At 66.0% G+C, this 20,935-nt stretch carries 23 protein-coding genes; 7 read left to right on the forward strand and 16 right to left on the reverse strand.

Annotated features, from left to right (window positions below):
* From TK49_RS18050 to TK49_RS18075, 6 genes are read left to right on the forward strand one after another with little or no spacing between them, the layout of a single operon-like run.
* Entirely contained in the window at positions 1-474 is a 474-nt protein-coding gene (locus TK49_RS18050) for a hotdog family protein (RefSeq protein WP_045220300.1), read from the forward strand.
* Positions 471-1,199: a 3-ketoacyl-ACP reductase FabG2 gene (locus TK49_RS18055; RefSeq protein ID WP_045218715.1), complete on the forward strand. Its 729-nt coding sequence runs from the start codon at positions 471-473 to the stop codon at positions 1,197-1,199. The genes TK49_RS18050 and TK49_RS18055 overlap by 4 nt, the downstream gene beginning before the upstream one ends.
* Positions 1,199-2,425: a beta-ketoacyl-ACP synthase gene (locus tag TK49_RS18060; protein ID WP_045218718.1), complete on the forward strand. Its 1,227-nt coding sequence runs from the start codon at positions 1,199-1,201 to the stop codon at positions 2,423-2,425. Before TK49_RS18055 ends, TK49_RS18060 begins: the two co-directional genes overlap by 1 nt.
* Positions 2,425-3,681 (forward strand): beta-ketoacyl-[acyl-carrier-protein] synthase family protein, encoded by a 1,257-nt coding sequence (locus tag TK49_RS18065; protein WP_045218720.1) that lies wholly within the window; start codon positions 2,425-2,427, stop codon positions 3,679-3,681. The genes TK49_RS18060 and TK49_RS18065 overlap by 1 nt, the downstream gene beginning before the upstream one ends.
* Positions 3,682-3,707: 26 nt before the next feature.
* Positions 3,708-4,139 carry a hypothetical protein gene (locus TK49_RS18070; RefSeq protein WP_045218722.1) on the forward strand — a complete coding sequence of 144 codons (432 nt, stop codon included), beginning with the start codon at positions 3,708-3,710 and terminating at the stop codon, positions 4,137-4,139.
* 52 nt (positions 4,140-4,191) lie between these two features.
* Complete coding sequence (locus TK49_RS18075; protein WP_045218724.1) at positions 4,192-4,629, forward strand: hypothetical protein; 438 nt, start codon at positions 4,192-4,194, stop codon at positions 4,627-4,629.
* Positions 4,630-4,673: 44 nt separating this feature from the next.
* Here the strand turns inward: TK49_RS18075 and TK49_RS18080 are convergent, their stop codons facing one another.
* Positions 4,674-5,402: a class I SAM-dependent methyltransferase gene (locus TK49_RS18080; RefSeq protein WP_045218727.1), complete on the reverse strand. Its 729-nt coding sequence runs from the start codon at positions 5,400-5,402 to the stop codon at positions 4,674-4,676.
* A 162-nt stretch (positions 5,403-5,564) separates the two neighbouring features.
* On the opposite strand from TK49_RS18080, the gene TK49_RS18085 reads away from it, so the two are divergent.
* On the forward strand, positions 5,565-6,824 hold the full coding sequence (locus TK49_RS18085) for an NAD(P)/FAD-dependent oxidoreductase (RefSeq protein WP_045218729.1): 1,260 nt from the start codon (positions 5,565-5,567) through the stop codon (positions 6,822-6,824).
* Between the two features lie 102 nt (positions 6,825-6,926).
* Here the strand turns inward: TK49_RS18085 and tnpC are convergent, their stop codons facing one another.
* The 15 genes from tnpC to flgB form a co-directional block, all read right to left on the reverse strand.
* A complete protein-coding gene (gene tnpC / locus TK49_RS18090; protein ID WP_009238807.1) occupies positions 6,927-8,456 on the reverse strand; it encodes an IS66 family transposase in 1,530 nt (509 codons plus the stop codon).
* Positions 8,457-8,518: 62 nt separating this feature from the next.
* On the reverse strand, positions 8,519-8,863 hold the full coding sequence (gene tnpB / locus TK49_RS18095; protein ID WP_146049720.1) for an IS66 family insertion sequence element accessory protein TnpB: 345 nt from the start codon (positions 8,861-8,863) through the stop codon (positions 8,519-8,521).
* Positions 8,851-9,222, reverse strand: coding sequence for an IS66-like element accessory protein TnpA (gene tnpA, locus TK49_RS18100; RefSeq protein ID WP_004633552.1), 372 nt, complete (start codon positions 9,220-9,222; stop codon positions 8,851-8,853). Before tnpA ends, tnpB begins: the two co-directional genes overlap by 13 nt.
* A 156-nt stretch (positions 9,223-9,378) precedes the next feature.
* Complete coding sequence (locus TK49_RS18105) at positions 9,379-10,122, reverse strand: YoaK family protein (RefSeq protein ID WP_045218730.1); 744 nt, start codon at positions 10,120-10,122, stop codon at positions 9,379-9,381.
* Between the two features lie 65 nt (positions 10,123-10,187).
* Positions 10,188-11,147 (reverse strand): flagellar hook-associated protein FlgL, encoded by a 960-nt coding sequence (gene flgL / locus TK49_RS18110; protein WP_045218733.1) that lies wholly within the window; start codon positions 11,145-11,147, stop codon positions 10,188-10,190.
* A 70-nt stretch (positions 11,148-11,217) separates the two neighbouring features.
* Positions 11,218-13,152: a flagellar hook-associated protein FlgK gene (gene flgK / locus TK49_RS18115; protein ID WP_045218734.1), complete on the reverse strand. Its 1,935-nt coding sequence runs from the start codon at positions 13,150-13,152 to the stop codon at positions 11,218-11,220.
* 116 nt (positions 13,153-13,268) lie between these two features.
* Positions 13,269-14,354 carry a flagellar assembly peptidoglycan hydrolase FlgJ gene (flgJ, locus tag TK49_RS18120; protein ID WP_045218736.1) on the reverse strand — a complete coding sequence of 362 codons (1,086 nt, stop codon included), beginning with the start codon at positions 14,352-14,354 and terminating at the stop codon, positions 13,269-13,271.
* A 15-nt stretch (positions 14,355-14,369) separates the two neighbouring features.
* Complete coding sequence (locus TK49_RS18125; protein ID WP_045218738.1) at positions 14,370-15,476, reverse strand: flagellar basal body P-ring protein FlgI; 1,107 nt, start codon at positions 15,474-15,476, stop codon at positions 14,370-14,372.
* Positions 15,477-15,487: 11 nt separating this feature from the next.
* Positions 15,488-16,219, reverse strand: coding sequence for a flagellar basal body L-ring protein FlgH (locus TK49_RS18130; protein ID WP_045218740.1), 732 nt, complete (start codon positions 16,217-16,219; stop codon positions 15,488-15,490).
* 151 nt (positions 16,220-16,370) lie between these two features.
* The gene (flgG, locus tag TK49_RS18135) at positions 16,371-17,153 is read right to left on the reverse strand and encodes a flagellar basal-body rod protein FlgG (protein WP_045218743.1); all 783 of its coding nucleotides are present in this window, start codon (positions 17,151-17,153) and stop codon (positions 16,371-16,373) included.
* Between the two features lie 39 nt (positions 17,154-17,192).
* A complete protein-coding gene (gene flgF / locus TK49_RS18140; protein ID WP_045218745.1) occupies positions 17,193-17,930 on the reverse strand; it encodes a flagellar basal-body rod protein FlgF in 738 nt (245 codons plus the stop codon).
* A gap of 13 nt (positions 17,931-17,943) precedes the next feature.
* The gene (gene flgE / locus TK49_RS18145) at positions 17,944-19,152 is read right to left on the reverse strand and encodes a flagellar hook protein FlgE (RefSeq protein ID WP_045218747.1); all 1,209 of its coding nucleotides are present in this window, start codon (positions 19,150-19,152) and stop codon (positions 17,944-17,946) included.
* Positions 19,153-19,212: 60 nt separating this feature from the next.
* Positions 19,213-19,869, reverse strand: a complete 657-nt coding sequence (locus TK49_RS18150) for a flagellar hook assembly protein FlgD (protein WP_045218748.1) — start codon at positions 19,867-19,869, stop codon at positions 19,213-19,215.
* A gap of 37 nt (positions 19,870-19,906) precedes the next feature.
* Positions 19,907-20,314 (reverse strand): flagellar basal body rod protein FlgC, encoded by a 408-nt coding sequence (gene flgC / locus TK49_RS18155; protein WP_045218750.1) that lies wholly within the window; start codon positions 20,312-20,314, stop codon positions 19,907-19,909.
* A 158-nt stretch (positions 20,315-20,472) separates the two neighbouring features.
* Positions 20,473-20,928 carry a flagellar basal body rod protein FlgB gene (gene flgB, locus TK49_RS18160; RefSeq protein WP_045218751.1) on the reverse strand — a complete coding sequence of 152 codons (456 nt, stop codon included), beginning with the start codon at positions 20,926-20,928 and terminating at the stop codon, positions 20,473-20,475.
* Positions 20,929-20,935: the final 7 nt, after the last annotated feature.

Here is a 20,935-nt window from a genome sequence, read left to right on the forward strand (position 1 = left end):
ATGACCGATGCCGAACTGAGTGCCCTGCCCATCGAGTCCATCCTGCCCCATCGCGGCACCATGCTGCTGCTCGCGGGGGTGGACGCGTGGGACGACGAATCGCTCGCGGCGACGGCCCATGTGGACCCGGCCGCCTGGTATGCCGACGCGGAGGGCAACATGCCCGCGTGGATCGGCATCGAGCTGATGGCGCAGGCCATTGCTGCGCACGTCGGCCTGCTGTCGATGCGCAACGGCCAGCCAGCGCGGCCGGGCGTGCTGCTGGGCTCGCGCAGGGTCGAAGCGGCCGTACCGGCCTTCCCGCACGGCCGGCCGCTGCGCATCGAGGCGCGTGAACTGCTGCGCAGTGCGGAGGGCCACGGCGCCTACGAGTGCACAATCCGCAGTGAGGGCGAACCTTTGGCCAGCGCCGTCATCAAGGTGTACCAGCCGACCGATTTCCAAGCATTCATTGAAGGGAGTTTCACAGCATGAGCCGCCGTGTTCTTGTGACGGGTGCGAGCCGCGGCATCGGCCGCGCCATCGCGTATCAGCTGGCGTCGGACGGGTTCGACGTCTCGGTGCATTGCCGCAGCGGCCGCAGCGAGGCCGACGCCGTGGTGGCCGGCATCCAGGCGCAGGGCGGCACGGCCCGCGTGCTGCAGTTCGACGTGCGCGACCGCAGCGCCTGCCGCATCCACCTGGAAGCCGATGTGCAGGCGCATGGGGCCTACTACGGCATCGTCCTGTGCGCCGGCGTCACGCGCGACGCGGCCTTCCCCGCCCTCACGGACGAAGACTGGGACATCGTGCTCGAGACCGGCCTGGACGGCTTCTACAACGTCGTGCACCCGCTGACCATGCCGATGGTGCGTGCGCGCAAGGGCGGCCGCATCGTCACCATTGCGTCCGTCTCGGGCGTGATGGGCAACCGAGGGCAGGTCAACTACAGTGCCGCCAAGGCCGGGCTGATCGGGGCGACCAAGGCACTGGCGGTGGAACTGGCCTCGCGCAACATCACCGTCAATTGCGTGGCGCCGGGGCTGATCGAAACCGAGATGCTGTCGCAGGTCGAACACCTGGACCACGCGCTGCAGACCGTGCCGATGAACCGCATCGGCCAGCCAGCGGAGGTGGCGGCGGTGGTGGGCTTCCTGATGTCGGATGCCGCTTCGTATGTGACGCGCCAGGTCATTGGCGTCAACGGCGGGATGATCTGATGAAGCGCGTCGTTGTGACCGGCATGGGCGGCGTCACCGCCCTGGGCTCCGAGTGGAGCGAGATCCAGTCGGCCATCGAGCAGGGACGCAATGCCGTGCGCCGCATGCCCGAGTGGGATTACTTCGACACCCTGCATGCGCGCCTGGCGTGCCCGCTGCCCGCCTTCACCACGCCGCCGGAATACCCGCGCAAGAAGACACGCTCGATGGGGCCGGTGTCGGTGTATGCGGTGCGCGCAAGCGAGCTGGCGCTGGCCGATGCGGGCCTGAGCGGCGACACCTCCATCGCCGATGGCCGCATGGGTGTCGCATACGGTTCGTCGTCGGGCTCGGTGCAGCCGATCCGCGCGTTCGGCAGCATGCTCGATACGGGCTCGATGCAGGGCGTCACGTCGAACAGCTACGTGCAGATGATGCCGCACACGGCGGCCGTGAACGTGGCGCTGTTCTGGGATCTGAAAGGCCGCATCATCCCTACTTCGTGCGCGTGCGCGTCGGGCAGCCAGGCCATCGGCTATGCGTACGAAGCCATCGCCACCGGCAAGCAGACGATGATGCTGGCCGGCGGCGCCGAAGAGCTGTCCGCGCCGGCCGTCGCCGTGTTCGACACGCTGTACGCCACGAGCACGCGCAACGATGAACCGCACCTCACGCCGCGCCCGTTCGACAAGGCACGCGATGGCCTGGTCGTGGGCGAAGGCGCGGCCACGCTGGTGCTCGAAGACTACGACCACGCCGTTGCGCGCGGCGCGCGCATCCACGCGGAGGTGGTCGGCTTCGGCTGCAACTCCGACGGCGCGCACATGACGCAGCCCACCGCCGCCACCATGAGCCAGGCCATGCGGCTCGCGTTGCAGGACGCGCGCCTGTCACAGGACGCCATCGGCTACGTCAACGCGCACGGCACCTCGACCGACCTGGGCGACGTGGCCGAAAGCCAGGCCACGGCCGAGGTGTTTCGCCCAACCATGCCGATCAGCTCGCTCAAGAGCTACATCGGACACACGCTGGGCGCATGCGGCGCCATCGAGGCGTGGTGGACGATCGAGATGATGAAGCGCAACTGGTATGCCCCGACGCTCAACCTCGAGCACGTCGACCCGGCCTGCGCGCCGCTGGACTACATCGCCGGCAGCGCACGCCGCATCGACGCCGACTACGTGATGAGCAACAACTTCGCGTTCGGCGGTATCAACACGTCGCTGATCTTCAAGCGCGTCGGCTGATGGCCAGTGCTTCGCGCCCCCCCGCTGCGCAGGAACGTGTGGTCGTGACGGGCCTGGGCATCGTGTCGTGCCTGGGCAATACGCTCGACGCGGTTTCGGCGGCCCTGCGCGAAGGGCGCTGCGGCCTCTCGCACGTACCGGCCTGGCAGGCGCTCGGGTTGTCGAGCCAGGTGGCCGGTGTTGCGTCCATTGACGACGAACCGCCGTTTGCGCGCAAGTTCGATCGCTTCATGGGCCAGACCGCGCGCCTGGCGTGTCACGCGGCGCGCAAGGCCATTGACGATGCGGGTCTGGATGCCGCCGCCCTGCAATCGGGCCGCGCCGGTGTGGTGGCCGGATCGGGCACGGGTGCGCTTGCGGCCTACGACGCGGCGCTGGACGTGGCCCGCACGCGCGGCGTGGAACGCGCCTCGCCCTACATCGTGCCGCAGGTCATGAGCAGCACCGTGTCGGCCAACCTTGCGCAGATGTTCGAGCTGGGCGGCATCAGCTACTCGCCGTCGTCTGCATGCACCACGTCGGCATTGGCGATCGGCCAGGCGGCGCAGTGGATCCGCTCGGGCCAGCAGGACATCATGCTGGCTGGCGGCGCGGAGGAGCTGCACGACAGCTACGCGCTGTTCTTCGACGCCATGGGTGCGCTCTCGCACGCCACGGCCGACGCGCCCGAGCGCGCATCCCGGCCCTACGACGTGGCGCGCGACGGCTTCGTGCTCGCGTCCGGCGCCGGCATGCTGGTACTGGAATCGCTGGCCCATGCGCGTGCACGCGGCGCCCGCATCTATGCCGAGCTGACGGGTTTCGGACAAAGCACCGATGTCGGCTCGATGGTATCGCCGCGGGCGCACGGCATCGCCCGCGCGCTGCGCAGCACGCTTGCCGAGGGGGGCGCGCCGCCGGACTACATCAACACGCATGCCCCGTCCACGCCGGCCGGCGACGCGGAAGAGCTGCTGGCGCTGCAATCCGTGTTTGGCGCTGAAGTGCCGCCGTTCTCGTCCACCAAGGGCCTGACCGGCCACCCGCCGGGCGCAGCAGGCGCACACGAAGCCATCTATACCTTGCTGATGATGCGCGACGGCTTCATCGCCGGTTCGGCCGGCATCGACACGCCCGACCCTGCCGTCGCGGGTCTGCCCCTGGTGCGGCAGGCACGCGCGGCGCGCATCGGGCGGGCGCTGTCGATTTCATTCGGGTTCGGCGGCAGTTGCGCCGGGCTGATGTTCGACGCCGTCAACGGCGCCTTTGATTCTTGACGTACCAACCACAGGGAGTGCCCTTCATGAAGACCCAACTGCTGCTGGCCGCATGCGCCGCGATGCTTGCCCAGGCTGCCCATGCGCGCACCGAAGTCATGACGTATCCGCTTCAGCCCGTGCTGCAATCGCAGCAGTTCGCGCCCGGCGTGGCGCTGTACTTCGGCAACCAGCCGCACCCGGCCGTGGTGAACACGTTCGGAGAAGTCACCAAGTCGTCGCACCCCGCGCGCAAGACCGCCACGGAGGTCGAGATCTGCAACGCCACGCTGGCCGACGCGCTGCGCCAGCTCGCCAATGCCGCGCACGACCGTGGCGCCAATGCGGTCATCAACATCAAGACGTGGTTCCACTCGACCGTGAGCAACGACCCGAGCAACTACACCTGCGGCGTCAGCGGTGTGTCGGCGGCACTGCGTGTGAGCGGCGAGCTGGTCACCGTGGAAGCTTCGAAATAATCGTGCGTCGCCCGTTCCCTCAACCCGCCATACCGACAACAAGGAGTCTGGAATGAAACGTCACCTGATGCTGGCCGCCGTGTGCCTGGCCACGATGAGCAGCGGCGCCCTGGCCCGCAACGATGTCGCCACGTATTCGATCGATGCGGCACTCAAGAGCGAAGGCTCCGACAAGGTCGGCAGCGACATCGCGCTGGTCTTCGCGGGCCAGAATCACGCGCCGGTCGCCAAATCGATGGGCGAGATCGCGACCAACAAGAAGACCAACGGCGTCGGGCGCAGCGATGAAGCCGCATGCCAGTACGTGTTCCTGTCGGCCGTGCTGGCGCTGCAGGAGCGTGCGCGCCAGATGGGCGGCAACGCGGTCATCAACATCAAGAGCAACTACAAGAACAACCTGACCGAGAGCGCGACGGAATTCACCTGCGGCTCGGGCGCCCTCATGTCGGGCGTGGCCCTCAAGGGCGAGGTCGTGACGCTGAAGAAGTAAGACGCCAACCGCGGTTGCAGGCCGAAGCCTTCGGCCCGCAACGCTCAGGCGGCAGGCTTGGTGGCGGCGACGTTGACGAGCGTCTCGCGCCGCTTGCCCGGCTTCGGATGGTGCAGGCCGAGGCGTTCGAACAGGCCGAAGTCGGTGGCCCGGCTCCACCACAGATAAGGCAGCGAGATATTGCGCTGTTCAAATTCAAAACCACCGGCACGCAGCATTTGCAGATAACCGTCGGCGCTTTTCTGAACATGCATCGGATGCCGGAACAACAAACGAATCACCCACGATTTGATATACGCGTCGGTCGATTCGGCAAACAGCAGCACGCCACCCGGTTTGAGGATGCGGCGGAATTCAGCGAGCGCGCGCTCCTGCTCGACGAGATGATGGAACGTCTGATGACAGAACACGATATCGGCGCACGCATCGGGCAGCGGCAGCGCGGCACAGTCGCCATGGAGCACATCGACCGGCACCCTCAGCGCATCGGCGGCCCGGCGCGCGGCCTCCAGCGACGGCGCGTGGCAATCCACCCCGACGATGCGCGCGGGAGCAAACGCTTGCTCGAGCAGCCGGAACGAAATGCCCTGGCCGCAACCGACATCCACCAGAACCGGTGCCGCCGGCAGCGGCGTGGTGATCAGGCGCTGAAGGTCCCGAATGGCGACGCGCAGGACATGGTGCTCCCACGTGTACGTGCGCAGAAACCAGATGCCGAATGCGGTCTCGGGCACAAAAGAACCCACATGCGCAGGCGTTGAAGCGGTTTCCATAGGAATTGAAATGGCGTTGATCTTGAATCAGCGCGGGTATCCAGGGCTGGCGCATTGTACCGACAATGCATGCCGGTTTTCAAAGCGGAACGTACGACGTAAGCTCCCCCGTTAATTAGCCGGCGGCCAGCGGCCAAAAGACAGCGATATTCACCAACGATAATGCTCTCCACCCAACAACCCATCGAACAGCACGAACACGTTGACGTCGCGATCATCGGCGCGGGCCCGTCCGGCGCGGTGGCCGCGGCGTTGCTGCGGCAGGCCGGGCGCAACGCGCTGGTGCTCGAGCGCCAGCATTTTCCGCGCTTCTCCATCGGCGAAAGCCTGTTGCCGCAAAGCATGGCGTACCTCGAGCAGGCGGGCATGCTGCAGGCCGTGGTCGAGGCCGGATTCCAATACAAGAACGGCGCGTATTTCGTGCGTGGCGACAAGCATGCGTCGTTCGACTTTCGCGACAAGCATTCCGCCGGCTGGGGCACCACATACCAGGTCGAACGCGCGGTGTTCGACCAGACGCTGATCCGCTGCGCGGCGGACCAGGGCGCTGAAGTGCGCTTCGGCCACACCGTGCGCGCCATGCAGCCGGGCGACGCTCCCGTGCTGGAGGTCGAGGACGAAGCCGGCAACGCCTATGCCGTGCATGCCGGTTTCGTGCTCGATGCGAGCGGCTTCGGCCGCGTGCTGCCACGACTGCTGAACCTCGAAGCCCCGACCGGCATGCCGACGCGCGCGGCGCTCTTCACGCATGTGCGCGACGCCCTGCCCGCCGGCAGCACCGACCGCGACAAGATCTGCGTGGCCGTCCACCCTGAGCGCCGCGACGTCTGGTACTGGATGATTCCGCTGGCCAACGGGCGCTCGTCGGTCGGCTGCGTGGCCGAGGCGGGCTTCCTCGATGTGGCGGAAGCCCAGCGCGAAGCAACGCTGCGCAGCCTCATCCGCGCAGAGCCCAACATCGCCGCGCTGATCGGCGATGCGCCGTTCCTGATGCCGGTGCGGCAGATCGGCGGCTATGCGGCCAACGTCGAGCGGCTGTATGGGCCCGGCTATGCGCTGCTCGGCAACGCGGGCGAGTTCCTGGACCCGGTGTTCTCCTCGGGCGTGACGATCGCGCTGCGCTCGGCAGAACTCGCCACGCGCGTGCTGCTGCGCCAGCTCGATGGCGAAACCGTGGACTGGCTCGCCGACTACGACAAGCCGCTGCGCAAGGGCGTGAATACCTTCCGCGCGTTCGTCGACCGCTGGTACACGGGCGAGCTTCAGGACATCATCTTCCACCCGCGGCACTCGCCCGGCATCCGCCGCATGATCAGCGCGATCCTGGCCGGCTATGCGTGGGATGAAACGAATCCGTTCGTGGCCGACCCGATACGGCGGCTCAATACACTCCATGAAGTCTGCAGAATCGAAGCGGCCTGAGATGCGGGCCCGCGCCAACGGCCGTCCCACGGGCGGATGACGCAGACAGGCTGCGCACCGTGGTCGCCGGAACGTAAGCACCCGGTGAACCCGTCTTGCCAGCTAGGTGGCGCTGGGCGTCCAGCGATGCGGGAGCAGTTCGGCGATGTCGGCCGCCTTGTGGGTCGGCAGTCGCGTGAGGACGTCTTTCAGATAGGCGTAGGGATCGTGCCCGTTGAGCTTGGCCGATTGGATCAGGCTCATGACGGCAGCCGCGCGTTGACCGGCGCGCAGTGAGCCTGCAAACAACCAATTGGAGCGACCCAGGGCAACCGGCCGGATCTGTCGCTCGACGTGGTTGTTGTCGATGGGCACCGTCGGGTCGTCGAGGTAACGCACGAGAGCCGGCCACCGCTTGAGGCTGTAGTCAATGGCCCGCGCGATCGCCGAGCCGTCTGGGACGCGGCGTCGCTGTTCCTCGAGCCAGGCGTGCAGCCGCTCTAGAATCGGGCCAGCCCTTTGTTGCCGCGCTGCCAGGCGCTGGTCTGGCTCAGCATCCCGCACTTGCGCCTCGATCTCGTACAAGCTCACCATGTAGCGCAGTGCCTGGCCCGCCAATTCGCTCTTGTGCTTGTCGTGCAGTTCAAAGAACTTGCGCCGCGAATGGGCCATGCAACCGATCTCAGTGACGCCACCGTCGAAGCTGGCCTTGTAGCCGGCGAAGTCATCACATACCAGCTTGCCTTGCCACTGCCCCAGGAACGCGCGAGCGTGCTCGCCGCTGCGGCTGGGCGCAAACTGGTAAATCACCGCGCGCATCTTCTCGAACTCGCTCGGCGCATAGGCCCACAGGTAGGCGCGGTGCGTCTTGCCATTGCCGGGCGCGAGCATCTGCACTGGCGTTTCGTCGGCGTGCAGAACACCGTGGCTCAGAACCTCTTCTTGCAGGGCGTCCACCAGCGGTTGCAGACGCACGCCACAGATGCCCACCCACGCGCCCAGTGTCGATTGCGGGATGGCCAGACCGGCGCGCGCATAGATGCGCTCCTGCCGATACAGGGGAAGGTGGTCGCCGAACTTGGACACCAGCGTATGTGCCAGCAGTCCGGCCGTCGGGATGCCTTTGTCGATGACGTGGGGTGGCACCGGCGTCTGCACCAGCGTCTCACACTGATCGCACACCCATTTGCCGCGGATGTGACGCTCCACGGTGAACGTGCCCGGCGTGTAGTCCAGCTTCTCGCTGATGTCTTCGCCAATGCGCTTGAGCGCACACCCACAGGTGCAGGTCTCTGCGTCCGGCTCGTGGTGGATGTCGGTGCGCGGCAACTGCGGCGGCAATGCCTGGCGCTTGGGCTTGCTCTTGGCTTCAGATTTGGACGACGGCAGGAGCGCTTCCAGTTCGGTCTCAATCGCCTCGAGGTCTGCGTCAATGGCTTCGTCCAGCAGACTCGCCTGTTCAGATGTCAGTTGCTCGCTGCGCTTGCCGAACTTCCAGCGCTTGTGGATGGCCAGCTCGTGTGTGAGCTGGTCGATCTTGGCTTGCCGGTACCGCAACTCCCGGTCCTTCTCGCCGACCTGGGCCATCAACTGCGCAGCCAGTGTGCGCAGTTCGTCCGGGCTCAGGGCATCGAGGTTGGTGGGTAGGTTCATGCGGCGAGTCTGCCAGAACCCCAAGTCCTCTGGAAGGAAGCCAGTTTACGGCTTTGGGGGTATTACACGACCGTGATCGCGTGGTCGTGGGTGAGCGTCTGCCAAGGCAGCCCCGTCACCAGCGCACGCAATTGCTCGGGATTGAGCGCCGTGGCGATCGCCTGGTCGCCGTTCGTCCAGATGAAGCGCCCCTTGTTGAGGCGCCGCGCGGCCAGCCAGATGCCGAAGCCGTCGTAGACCAGCACCTTCATGCGCGTCGAACTCTTATTGGCAAACAGGTAGGCGTGGTGGGGGCGTGCCGCGCCGAACACCTTGACGACCCGCGCGAGGATCGTTTCGGTACCGGCGCGCATGTCCAGCGGCTCCACGGCCAACCAGATCGCGTCCACCCGAATCAACGCAACCACCCTTGCAGCCACTGGGCGCACTGCGCTGCGGCCGATCCCGGCCAGCGAAGACTGATCGTCGTCGCGCCACGGCGGACTTCGATCTGGATGTCCGGCACGGCAGTGGTCGGCTCGCCGATCCGCAACGGGATGAACTCGCCTTGCGGCACCCTCATCAACTCGCGGTCCTCAGGCGCGCCATTCTTTGCTTCCTGCTCGGCGACCCAGCGCCGCAGCAGATTCGCATTGAGGCGATGGTGCAGGGCTATCGCCGCGATCGAAACACCCGGCTGCATGCACTCCTGCACTGCCTTGGCCTTGAACTCGGCGCTATGCCGACGTCGGCGCCGTATTGGCGCGCTCTCTTCGATAGTGTCCACGTGTCCACCTAGAACTAGATGGACACGATGCTCCTTGCTACGCGGGTCCCCTTCAAGACGGGTTCACCGGGTGCTTACGCCGGAACGGCCATCCCGTGGCCGGTCGTCCTCGGCTGAGCCGTTGCGATCGGACTGGTATTGGGCTGAGCGGCGCGCCTACCGCCCGCGCGCCACCAGATCGTCCACCACCGGCACCACGGCCAGCAGCATCAGGATCGATGCCAGCGGAATCGTTGCCGCATAGCCGAGGTGCTTGAACCCCAGCGCGCCGGCCACGCCGCCCACGAAGAACATTGCCAGCAGCGATGCGAGCAGCCGCAGCTTGGGCCGGTTGGCGACCACGGCCGGCAGGTTGTGGTGGCCGTGGTTCCAATACAGCGCCTTGCCGATCTCGATGCCGATATCGGTGGCCAGGCCGGTGACGTGCGTGGTGCGGATCTCCGCCTTCGAGATCTTGGTGATGATGGCGTTCTGCAAGCCCATCAGGAAGCACAGCAGGGCCACGGTGGCCGGCACGAACACCACCCGGTATTGCCCAAGCGACGTGCCCATCAGGCCAAAGAGCAGCAGCAGACCTGCTTCGAGCATCAGGGGCAGGGCAAACTCGCTTTGGGTGCTGCGCCGGCGTCCCCAGTTCACCAGCACAGCCGTACAGGCGGCACCGCAGAGAAACGCCAGCAGCGAAGCCAGTCCGGCGAGCACCAGAACGATGTTGCCGAGCACGAGGTCATCCGCCATCGCGGAAACGATGCCCGACATGTGCGACGTGTATTGCTTGACGGCGAGAAACCCACCTGCGTTGGCAGCGCCCGCGACAAAGGCCAGGCATTGCCCGAGGCGCCGGTTGGCGTCGTCGGAGCGCTTGGGGCTGGTCAGGCGTCGCAGATACTGGATGGGCATACCCAATCCTGGCGGCAGGAGAGGCGACATGATACGCCGCGCCCCACCCTGCCCATCGGCGGCGACTACGGATTGATGTACTGGAACAGCGACATGCCCTGCATCGCCGTGAACGTCTTCTGCGCGGCCTGCAATGACACCTGTTGCTGCGCGAACTGCGAGATGGCGGTGGTGTAGTCCACCGATTGCAGCTTGGCGATCTGCTCCTTCAACTGCTCGCCGTAATTCGAGCCGCTGCTGTTGAGCGTGGTGATCTGCGCCTGCTGCGTGCCCACGGTCACCTGCGCCTGGAGCGCCACCTGGTAGGCGTTGTCCAGATTGCCCTGTGCGGTCTGCACGGCCTTCTGCAGGTTGGCGACGTCGGTGGCCTGCGTGGCGGGGTTGATCGGCGTGGAGAGCGCGGCGATCAGGTTCTCGTACGTTTTGAAGATGCTCTGGTTGGTATTCGGGTTGGCCGGGTCCGTGTTGGCAATGCGTACGAACACCGCGTCGCCCGACACCGAAGTGGGCATCGAGATGTTCTGCGACACCTGGACGGTGGGCGGCTGGCCGGTGCCGACGTACTGCACGCTGCCGCCGGAGCTGACAAACGGGTCGGTCGTGCCGTTGGCGCCGCCAAAGAGGGCCACGCCCGACGCATCGCGCTGGTTGGCGATCGACAGCAGCTGCTGATACTGCTGCTTGACCTGCGCCAGCACGCCAATGCGCTGCGAATCGGTCATCAGCGTGGTGTTGGCGCTCACCAGCGACTGCTTGCCCTGCTGCAGCGTGGTGACCAGGTTGGTGAGCGCAGACGACACGTTGGTCAGGCGCGCATCGGTGGCATCGCGGTTGGCTTGGTACTGATCGTTGGCGTCCTGCGTCTGTTGCAGTTGCACCATCTGGCCATAGGCGGTCGGGTTGTCGCCCGCGCTGTCGAGTGCGATGCCGCTGGAGATCTGCCGCTGCAAGGTGAGCAGGTTCGACTGCGTGTTCTGCATCGAGGCGCTGGACAGCGCGAAGAACTGGGCGGTACTGACTCGCATGATCGGTCCGGGCGGAAGGCTTTAGTGCGTTATCGGCAGGGCTGGGCGGTTCTGCAGTCGGCGGCGACTGTCAGTTGGCGATCGACAGCAGCGAATCGAACAGCGCGTTGGCCGTCTGCATCACCTTGGCGGCGGCCTGGTAGGCCTGCTGGTACTTCATCAGGTTCATCGCCTCGTCATCGAGGTTCACCCCCGAGACCGACTGCTGCTGCGACGTCGAGCTCGCCAGCAACGCCTTCTGCGAAGTCAGGTTCGTGCTGGCCTGGTTGGCCTGCACGCCCACTTGCGTGACGAGGTTGTTCCACGCCGAACCGAGCGACGTGGTGCCGCCGTCCAGCAGGTTCGCATTGCGCAGCTTGGCCAGCGCGCTGGCATTGCCGTTGTCGGTGCTGTTGGCGGTGTTGGCCGAGATGGAGAACGTGTCGCCGTTGCCAGGCGTGCCCGAGAGCGTCAGCTGCACGCCGTTGAACGCGTACGTGGCGCCTTGGGTATAGGGCGCGGTGCCGCCGGTATAGGTGGTCGACGTGCCGTTGACTGTCACCGTCACGCTGCCCGGAAAGCCGGAAAGCGAGCCGCCCACGGCCGAGCTGTACGTCAGGCTGATCGGCGAGGCAAGCGGTGCGCCGGCATACGTGCTGTCCACGCCGATGGACGACACCGCCGCATTGCCGGTGTTGTTGCTGCCCTGCGTGAGCACCACCGGCGACGCTGCCGCCACGTTGTGATAGTCCGTGGTCAGCGTCTGCATCGTCGAGGCAGCCTGGACGGTCGGGCGCACGAGGAACGAATCGCCGCTGTTCATCGTGCCCGACAGGTTCAGCGTGACGCCGTCGATGGTGGTCGGCCAGCTCGTCACCGTCACGGCACCGGAGCCGTCCGGGTAGTGCGAGACGGTGTAGGCCCCGCCCTGGTACTTGATCTGGTAGTCGTAACCCTGCCCCGCATTGGCATTGGTGATGCTGGCAGTCAGCGTGGCGCTGCCCGTGTTGTTGGCACTGGCGGCCACGCTCGGGCCCGCCACGGAGAAGAGGTCCGTGCCCATCTTGCCGTTGGCGTCCATGCCGAGCTTGTTCTGCGCGTTCACGTCGGCGGCCACGGCGGTGGCCAGGCGGCCCAGGCTGTTCTGCGCCGGGATGAGCGTCTTGTTGCGGAACTCCATCAGGCCGCCCAGCGCGCCGCCGCCCAGCTGGCTGTCGTCGATGTTGACGACGCCAGCCGGGCTCTTGTAGCCCACCGACAGCTGCGTCGGGTCGTACTGCGATGGCACCGCCGTCAACTGATAGCTCTGGTTGCCCTGCACCAGCGCCTGGCCATTGCCCACGTAGATGTTGTACTGACCGTCGCCGGTCTGCACCACGCTGGCCTTGATCGACTGGTTGAGCGTCTGCACGAGCTGGTCGCGCTGGTCACGCAGGTCGTTGGCCGGCTGGCCGGTCGAGCTTTCGGCCTTGGCGATCCGGTCGTTCAGGGCGGCGATCTGCTGCGCGGTGCCGTTGACCGAGCTGATCTGGGTCTGCACCTGCGTGTTGACCTGGCCGCTGAGCGCGTTCATCTGGCCGGCAATCGAGTTGAAGCGGCTTTGCAGGCTGGCGGCTGCGTTCAGGAAGACCTGGCGCGCCGTGGTGTCCGACGGCTTGGAGGCCAGGCCATCGGCCGCGTTGAAGAAGCTCGTCAACGCCGAACTCAACCCGCTGTTCGGGTCGGACATGTACTTGCTGAGGCCCGACACCAGGCTGTTGAGCTGGTCGGCCGCGCTCGTGGCGGCCTGGCCGCTCTGCACCTGGGCGGTCAGGAACTGGTCGTAGATCCGCTTGACGGTGGTCACATTGACCCCCTGCCCCAGATAGCCGACGCCTGCATACAGCGGAACGTTTTCCGTCTGCACCGCTTCCTGGCGCGAATAGCCCGGGGTGTTGGCGTTGGCAATGTTGTTGCCGGTCACCTGCAGGTTGATATCGGCAACCCGCAGGCCGGTCGCGCCAATATTCAAGAGGGAGGTGCTCATCGTTGTCTCGGTGCGGGCAGCAGGACGCCGCCGAAATCAGCTCTAGAAACAACATCGGCCGGCCAAGGACAAACTTGAGCCGGCCGATGCCACCAAATGTGGCGCTTCAATTACATTCACACGATCTGCTTGAGCACCGCCATGATCTTGTGGGCGTAGTTCGGGTCGGTGGCATAGCCGGCGCGCTGCAGCCCCTTGGCGAACGACGCCGCATCGTTGCCGTTGCCGGCCGCCACCACGTGGCTGTAGCGCGGGTTGTTGGCCAGCAGGTTGGCGTAGTCCTTGAACGCCTCGGCATACGAGCTGTAGGCCCGGAACTTCTCCTTGACCTTGCGGGCCACCCCGCCGATGTACTCGGTGGTGGTCACCTCGGCGGTCTTGCCCGTCCACGAACCGCCGGCCTTGATGCCGAAAAGGTTGTGCGTGTTGCTGCCGTCCTTGGCCTTGATTTCGCGGCGGCCCCAGCCCGATTCCAGCGCGGCGTGGCCGATCATGAAGTTGGCCGGGATGCCGGTCTCCTGCGCCGCCTGCGAGGCGTGGCCGATCAGCTTGTTGTAGAAGCTGGCCATGCGGTCGCCGCGCGGCTCCGAAGCCACGCCGGACAGGTCCACCTCCGGCAGCATGTCGGCGGCCTTGCTTTCCGCCTCGGCCTGCTTGCGCAACGCCGCCAGGGCGCGCTCCACGCGCGCCTCGAGGCCGGGGCGCGGCACGGTGCTGATGCCCGAGCCGTCGTCTTCCACTCCAGACGCTGCCGACGCGGCCATGCTGTTGAGCGATGTGCGCGCGATCGCCTTGGCCGCATCGGTGGCCGAACCCGCGGCGCCCGGCAGCGCGGTATTCGTGGCCGTGCTGCTGGACAACGCCGTGTTGACCTTGCCGCCCGCATCCGGATCCACGCGGTTGGCCTGTCGCAGCATCTGCTTGAGCAGCTGGTCGGCCACGCCCACGCCGCGCGAGGCCATCGTCTGCGAAAGCTGCTGGTCGAGCATCGACGTGTACATCTTGGTCGACGACGAATCGAACGGCCCGTTCTGCGGCGATGCATCGCGCATCTGCTTGAGCATCATGTTCACGAAGATCGCGTCGAACTGTTTGGCGACGGTCTTGGCCGCGCCCGTCGGGTCGGTGCGCGCGGTCTGCTTGAGCGATTCGAAGCCGCGCGAATCGAGCGCGAGGCGGGTAGTCAGGTCGGTCGGGTTCATGGCATCACCCCGGCGTTAAATGATTTCCAGGTCGGCGCGCAGCGCATTGGCGGCCTTCATTGCCTGCAGGATCGAGATCAGGTCCTGCGGGTTGGCACCGATCGCGTTGATGGCCTTCACCACGTCGGCCAGGTTGGTGCCGCCCTTGACGTTGATGAGGCTGCCGCCCTGCTGCTTGACCTCGATGTTCGAGCGCGCGCCCGCCACCGTCTGCCCTTGCGAGAACGGCGCCGGCTGGCTCACCACCGGCTCGGTGCTGATGGTGACCGACAGGTTGCCGTGCGCCACCGCGCAGGGCTCGAGCTTGACGAGCTGGTTCATCACCACCGAGCCCGTGCGCGCGTTGACGACCACGCGGGCCGCTGCCAGTGCAGGCGTCACTTCAATGTTCTGCAGCTTCGCCACAAACCCGACGCGGTCCGACGCCAGGGCCGGCGCACGCACGTTGATCGTGCGGCCGTCCGCGGCCTGGGCCGTGTCGGCGCCGAACTGCTTGTTGATGGCGTTGACGATGTTCTGCACGGTGCCGAAGTCCGTCGTGCCGGTGTCGAGCTGGATGCTGCCCGCTTCGCCAACCGTGGCCGCCACGGCGCGCTCGACCGTCGCCCCGTTGGCGATGCGGCCGGCGCCGAGCTGGTTGATCTGCACCTTGCTGCCGTTGGCCGACGCGCCCGCGCCACCGATCACCACGTTGCCCTGCGCCAGCGCGTAGAGCTGGCCGTCCACGCCCTTGAGCGGCGTGAGCAGCAGCGTGCCGCCGCGCAGGCTCTTGGCGTTGCCGATGGACGAGACAGTCACGTCAATCGTCTGGCCAGGCCGCACGAAGGCCGGCAGCGTGGCCGTCACCACCACCGCGGCCGTGTTCTTGAGCTGGATGCTGGCGCCCGGCGGCACGTTGATGCCGAACTGCGTGAGCATGTTGTTGAAGCTCTGGATCGTGAACGGCGTCTGCGTGGTCTGGTCGCCGCTGCCATCCAGGCCGACGACGAGGCCATAGCCGATCAGCGCATTCTCGCGCACGCCGGCAATCGTGGTCAGATCCTTGATGCGGTCGGCGTGCGCCGTGCCAGCCAGAGAAGCGAGGGCGATCAGCGCGGCGCCAAAGAGTCGTTGCAATGTCATGGCGAGGCCCCTCAGAACGGCGACACAGTGAGGAAGAACCGCGACAGCCAGCCCATCTGCTGGGCCTCGGCCACATAGCCGGTACCGCGGTATTCCATGCGTGCGTCCGCCACCTGGGTCGACAGCACGGTGTTCTGGTTGTTGACGGTGGTCGGGTTGACCACACCCGAGAACTTGATCGACTCGGTGCCCTGGCCCACGGCCATCTGCTTCTCGCCGCTCACCACGAGGTTGCCGTTGGACAGCACCTCGACCACCGTCACCGTGATCGTGGCGGTGAAGTTGTTCTGCGCGCCATTGGCGCCCTTGCTGTCGAACTTGTTGGCGTCGCTGGCCGACACGCCCAGCAGCGACAGCACACCGGCGTTCATGCCGGCAAGCGTGGGCACCGAAGCGCTCATGCTGCCGGTGCGGTTGACGCTGCCCGAGGTCTGCTTGCTGGCGGCCGTGTTCTCGGTGATCACGATGGTGATGGTGTCGCCCACCATGTGCGCGCGACGGTCTTCGAACATGCCGCGAAAACCGCCGCTGCCCGAGGCCACTTCCTGATAGATCGCCCCGTTCTGGCGCGGCGCCATCACCGGCATCGGCGGCCGCGCCGTGGTCGGACCCTGCACGATCGGCGCGGGTGGCGGCAGCATGCCGCATGCGGTCGTCAGCAAAGCAGCGCCGCCAAGCAGAGCGAGGCGAACCAAGCGCGCAACACGAACCCACTCCCGCAGACTCAAGCGGGAGGCCGCCATGTCGGGCGCGCCCTTCTCTGCTTCCTTGCGCTGGCAAGACAAAGACAGGGCGTCGCCCCCGGCAGGGGGTGAAACAGGCAATGCACCAACAGCACGAGGATCAACCGGGGGGGTTCGCATCACATCACTTCCTAAAGCGGCACTGTCCAGCTTAGAGCTGCGACAGCTTTTCCAGCATCTGATCGGACGTCTGCACAGACTTGCTGTTGATCTCGTACGCGCGCTGCGTCTGGATCATGTTCACCATCTCTTCCACCACGTTCACGTTGGACGTTTCGACGTAGTTCTGGTTGAGCGCGCCGATGCCGTTCGAGCCCGGGTTGGCCAGGTTGGCCGTGCCCGAGGCTTCGGTTTCCGCATACAGGTTCTCGCCCAGGCTGCGCAGGCCGGCCGGGTTGATGAAGTTGGCGAGCTGGAACGTACCGACCTGTGTGTTGTTGACCGAGCCCGGCGTGGTGACCGTCACCACGCCATCCTTGCCGATGGTCAGGCTGGTGGCGTTCTGCGGCACGGTAATCGCCGGCTGGACCGGATAGCCGCTCGACGTCACGAGCTGGCCTTGCGCGTTGATCTGGAAGCTGCCGTCACGCGTGTAGGCCAGCGTGCCGTCCGGCATCTGCACCTGGAAGAAGCCGTTGCCGTTGATGGCCACGTCGGTCGAGTTGCCGGTCTGCTGCAGGTTGCCCTGCGTGTGCAGGCGCTCGGTGGCGACAATGCGCACGCCCGTGCCGATCTGCATGCCCGAGGGCAGCGTCGTCTGCTGCGACGACTGCGCGCCCGGCTCGCGCACGTTCTGGTACAGCAAGTCCTCGAACACGGCGCGCGAGCGCTTGAAGCCCGTCGTGTTGACGTTCGCCAGGTTGTTGGAGATGACGTCCAGCTGCGATTGCTGCGCGTCCATCCCGGTCTTGGAAATCCACAGGGAGCGAATCATGTTCGAGTCCTTGGTTGATTCAATTCAATACGCCGCCGCTCAGGCGTGGCGCAGCAGTTCGTTGGCCGATTGCGCGTTCGTGTCGCTCGTGTGCAGCGACTTCATCTGCATCTCGAGCTGGCGCGAAATCTCGATCATGTTGACCAGCGAGTCGGTCAGGTTGACGTTGCTGCCTTCCAGCGCCCCGCCGGTGATGCGCACGCGCTCGTCCACGGCGGCGTCCTGGCCGTCGCGCTGGCGGAACAGGCCATCGGCGCCTCGGTCGATGTTCGACGGGTCGATGCTCACCAGCTTCAGGCGCCCGAGCGCCACGGGCGGCGTGCGGTTGTCTGCGCTGATGGCGTTGACGGTCCCGTCCTTGGCGAACTGCACCGTGGTGTCGGGCGGCAACGTGATCGGGCCGCCGTCGCCCAGCACGGGCTGGCCCGAGAGCGTCTGGATCGTGCCGTCCGCGCCGAGCTGGAACGTGCCGGCACGGGTGTAGGCCTCGCCGCCGTCGGGCGTCTGTACGGCAAAGAAGCCGGGGCCGTCGATCGCCACGTCCAGGCTGCGGCCCGTGGTCTCGATGGGACCGGGCGAGAGGTCCGTGCCGATGGCAGAAGCCATCACGTACGCGCGCGTCGGCGAGCCGTCGCCTTCCACACCGACCGTATGGAACGCATCGATCTGCGCCTTGAAGCCGGTAGTGCTGGCGTTCGCAAGATTGTTGGCGCTGGCGGCCTGCTGGTCGAACAGGTGCTTCACGCCGGTCATCGATACGTAGATCGAGCGATCCATGCGAGGCTCCTAATTACATGCTCACCAGCGTCTGCAGGATGGTGTCCTGCGTCTTGATGGTCTGCGCGTTGGCCTGGTACGAGCGCTGGGCGATGATCATGTTCACCAGCTCCTGGCTCAGGTCCACGTTCGATTGCTCCACCGCCGACGACTGCAGCAGGCCGAACGAGCCCATGCCCGGCGTACCCAGGTTCGGGGCGCCCGAGTTGGATGTTTCCACCCACTGGTTGCCGCCGATGTTCTGCAGGCCTTCCGGGGCCTTGAAGTTGGCCATGGCAACCTGGCCCAGCGTGGCCGTACGGCCATTGGAATAGCGCGCCGTGATGACGCCGTCCGTGCCGACCGAATAGCTCGCCAGGCGGCCCGTGGCGTAACCATCCTGCGTCACGCCCGGGGCGGTGTCGTTATAGCCGCCGCCGTATTGCGTCGTGCCCGTGAAATCCATGCTGGCGATGCTCATGCCAGCAAACGCCACGCTGATCTTGCTCGGCGTGGAGGTCAGCTGGCCGTTGCCGTTGAAGGTTAGCGAGGTCACCGGGTTGCCGCCGGTGGGGTTGTTGCCGTCCACCTGCGAGTAGACATCCCAGCCGGTGGCGGTGCGCACGTAGTAGTTGGTCAGCATGTGCGCGGTGCCCGTGCCGTCGTACACCTGCTCCGAAACGGAATGGTTGAACGTGGCCGAGTTGGTGGGCGAGAACGGCGTGGTCGTCGGCGGCGTGGCGGCGGCGTCCAGGTTGATGCCGAACGCGGTGTTCGTGGTCGCCAGCGGTGCCAGGTCGTTGACGGGAATCTGCAGGTTGGTCAGCACGGCGGTGTTGACCTTGCCGGTGGAGTCCACACCGTAGCCCGTCAGGTTCTGGCCGGTGGCCGAGATGATGAAGCCGTTCTTGTCGGTCTGGAACTGGCCGTTACGCGAGTACGACACCTGGCCGCTGGACGCGTCGACCAGGCGGTAGAAGCCCGTGCCGTTGATGGCGATGTCCAGCGGGTTGCCGGTGATGGTCACGTTGCCCTGCGTGAACGACTGCGACACCTTGGTCACGTTCACGCCCTGGCCGACCTGGTTGTCGGTTGCGCCCACCAGCGAGCGGGCATAGACGTCGCCGAATTCGGCGGTCGACTTCTTGTAGCCGACGGTGTTGGCGTTGGCCACGTTGCTGCCGATGACGTCGAGGTTCTTGGACGCGGCGTCCAGACCGCTCAGGCCTTGCTGGAATCCCATAGTGTTCTCCCGTGGAAGATGAAAAGCGCGGGGCCGTCCCCGTCGCTGATCGGTGATGCGTTACTGAATGGAAGCAACGTCCGACAGCCGCGCCGTCGCGCCGGAGGCGAGCACCAGCTGCATCGTGCCGTTGTTGATCGTCACACCTGCCACCTTGTCCAGGCCCAGTGCGTTGGCCGTGGTGGTCTTGCCGCCCAGCGTCGCCGACACCTTGATGCTGTAGGTACCGTCGGCAAGCTGGTTGCCCTTGTCGTCCTTGCCGTTCCAGGTGTAGTTGCCGCTGCCGGCAGTCATCTGGCCGAGGTCCACCGTGCGCACCGCCACGCCGGCGGCGTTGGTGATGGTGACGACGACATCGTCCGCGCCGTTGGGCACCGAGACCCCGAAGTTGGCGGCGCCCGAAGACAGCGTCAGGGTGCTCGTCGGCACCTGCACGGTGCGGCCGATCATCGACGAGGCCTGCGTGGCCGCGTTCTGCGTCAGCATGCTCGACATCGTGGTGTTCAACTGCTGGATGCCGTTGACCGTGTTGATCTGCGCCAGCTGCGAGGTCATCTGCGAGTTGTCCATCGGGTTGAGCGGATCCTGGTTCTGGAGCTGCGCCACCAGCAGCTTCATGAACGTGTTCTGCAGATCGCTGCCGTTGGTGATGGCCAGCTGGTTGCCGGTGGTGGTACCGGTCGTGCTTGTGGTGCTGCTGGTGGAGTTGACGGTCATGTTGGTCTCTCGTGTATCGGGCGCCCGTTGACAGCGCTTACTGGCCCAGGGTGAGGGCCTTGGAGGCCATCGTCTTGGTGGTGTTGGCGACTTCCACGTTGGCCTGGTACGAGCGCGAGGCGGAAATCATGTTCACCATCTCGTCCACCACGTCCACGTTGGGCATGGTCACGTAACCGTCGGCATCGGCCAGCGGGTTTCCCGGCTGGTGCATGCGCTTCATGGGCGTGACGGTGTCTTCGACCACGCGGTCGACCGACACGCCGGTGGCGTAGTCGTCAGACTCCTGCGCGGGCGAAAACACCACCTGCTTGGCGCGGTAGGGTGTGCCGTTCGGGCCGGTCACGCTCTCGGCGTTGGCCAGGTTGGAGGCCACCACGTTCATGCGCTTGGACTGCGCGGTGAGCGCGCTGCCAGCCACATCCATCACCTTGAATAGCGACATGTCGATTCCGCTGTCTTTGAAACTGTTGTCGGATCAGATCCGCTGTTTGTGTGGGCGCTCTCCGGGCCACCACCTTGCCGGCCCGGGGCGCCGCATCACTCCCGCCCCTCTTTCGCCGCGCGTCACAACCCGCGCGGTCGTCCCGCAACGTTGCCGTGCTAGCTGCTCTGGATGGCGGCCAGCATCGACTTGATCTTCTGCGTCACGATGCTCAGGTCGGCCTCGTAACGCACGGTGTTGTCGGCAAAGCGCATGCGCTCGCCGTCCATGTCGACCGTGTTGCCGTCGATCGACGGCTGCTGCGACGTGCGGTACTGCACTTCGCCCTGCAGCGCCTTGGTCTGTTGCGACAGCGATGCCTGCATCGGTGTCACCTCGCCGGCGGGCGCACCGTTGACGTTCAGGTGGCCGGCCGCCGTGGCGGTCATCGGCAGGGCGTTGCCGCTGTGCTGGCCGACCGCCTTCTGCAGCGCAGACTGAAAATCGAAATCGCGCGCCTTGAAGTTGGGCGTATCGGCATTGGCGATGTTCGAGGCCAGGATCTGGTGCCGCTGCGAACGCAACCGCAGCGCCTGCTCCTGAAAACCGAACAACTGATCCAGCTTGTCGACCATGTGTGTG

It is taken from the genome of Ralstonia mannitolilytica (genome assembly GCF_000954135.1).
Lineage (GTDB): Bacteria > Pseudomonadota > Gammaproteobacteria > Burkholderiales > Burkholderiaceae > Ralstonia > Ralstonia mannitolilytica.

Excerpts from the sequence above, each read along its gene's own strand:
- TK49_RS18050 (WP_045220300.1), top strand. The coding sequence starts at position 1 with ATGACCGATGCCGAACTGAGTGCCCTGCCCATCGAGTCCATCCTGCCC.
- TK49_RS18055 (WP_045218715.1), top strand. The coding sequence starts at position 471 with ATGAGCCGCCGTGTTCTTGTGACGGGTGCGAGCCGCGGCATCGGCCGC.
- TK49_RS18060 (WP_045218718.1), top strand. The coding sequence starts at position 1,199 with ATGAAGCGCGTCGTTGTGACCGGCATGGGCGGCGTCACCGCCCTGGGC.
- TK49_RS18065 (WP_045218720.1), top strand. The coding sequence starts at position 2,425 with ATGGCCAGTGCTTCGCGCCCCCCCGCTGCGCAGGAACGTGTGGTCGTG.
- TK49_RS18070 (WP_045218722.1), top strand. The coding sequence starts at position 3,708 with ATGAAGACCCAACTGCTGCTGGCCGCATGCGCCGCGATGCTTGCCCAG.
- TK49_RS18075 (WP_045218724.1), top strand. The coding sequence starts at position 4,192 with ATGAAACGTCACCTGATGCTGGCCGCCGTGTGCCTGGCCACGATGAGC.
- TK49_RS18080 (WP_045218727.1), bottom strand. The coding sequence starts at position 5,402 with ATGGAAACCGCTTCAACGCCTGCGCATGTGGGTTCTTTTGTGCCCGAG.
- TK49_RS18085 (WP_045218729.1), top strand. The coding sequence starts at position 5,565 with ATGCTCTCCACCCAACAACCCATCGAACAGCACGAACACGTTGACGTC.
- tnpC (WP_009238807.1), bottom strand. The coding sequence starts at position 8,456 with ATGAACCTACCCACCAACCTCGATGCCCTGAGCCCGGACGAACTGCGC.
- TK49_RS18105 (WP_045218730.1), bottom strand. The coding sequence starts at position 10,122 with ATGCCCATCCAGTATCTGCGACGCCTGACCAGCCCCAAGCGCTCCGAC.
- flgL (WP_045218733.1), bottom strand. The coding sequence starts at position 11,147 with ATGCGAGTCAGTACCGCCCAGTTCTTCGCGCTGTCCAGCGCCTCGATG.
- flgK (WP_045218734.1), bottom strand. The coding sequence starts at position 13,152 with ATGAGCACCTCCCTCTTGAATATTGGCGCGACCGGCCTGCGGGTTGCC.
- flgJ (WP_045218736.1), bottom strand. The coding sequence starts at position 14,354 with ATGAACCCGACCGACCTGACTACCCGCCTCGCGCTCGATTCGCGCGGC.
- TK49_RS18125 (WP_045218738.1), bottom strand. The coding sequence starts at position 15,476 with ATGACATTGCAACGACTCTTTGGCGCCGCGCTGATCGCCCTCGCTTCT.
- TK49_RS18130 (WP_045218740.1), bottom strand. The coding sequence starts at position 16,219 with ATGGCGGCCTCCCGCTTGAGTCTGCGGGAGTGGGTTCGTGTTGCGCGC.
- flgG (WP_045218743.1), bottom strand. The coding sequence starts at position 17,153 with ATGATTCGCTCCCTGTGGATTTCCAAGACCGGGATGGACGCGCAGCAA.
- flgF (WP_045218745.1), bottom strand. The coding sequence starts at position 17,930 with ATGGATCGCTCGATCTACGTATCGATGACCGGCGTGAAGCACCTGTTC.
- flgE (WP_045218747.1), bottom strand. The coding sequence starts at position 19,152 with ATGGGATTCCAGCAAGGCCTGAGCGGTCTGGACGCCGCGTCCAAGAAC.
- TK49_RS18150 (WP_045218748.1), bottom strand. The coding sequence starts at position 19,869 with ATGACCGTCAACTCCACCAGCAGCACCACAAGCACGACCGGTACCACC.
- flgC (WP_045218750.1), bottom strand. The coding sequence starts at position 20,314 with ATGTCGCTATTCAAGGTGATGGATGTGGCTGGCAGCGCGCTCACCGCG.
- flgB (WP_045218751.1), bottom strand. The coding sequence starts at position 20,928 with ATGGTCGACAAGCTGGATCAGTTGTTCGGTTTTCAGGAGCAGGCGCTG.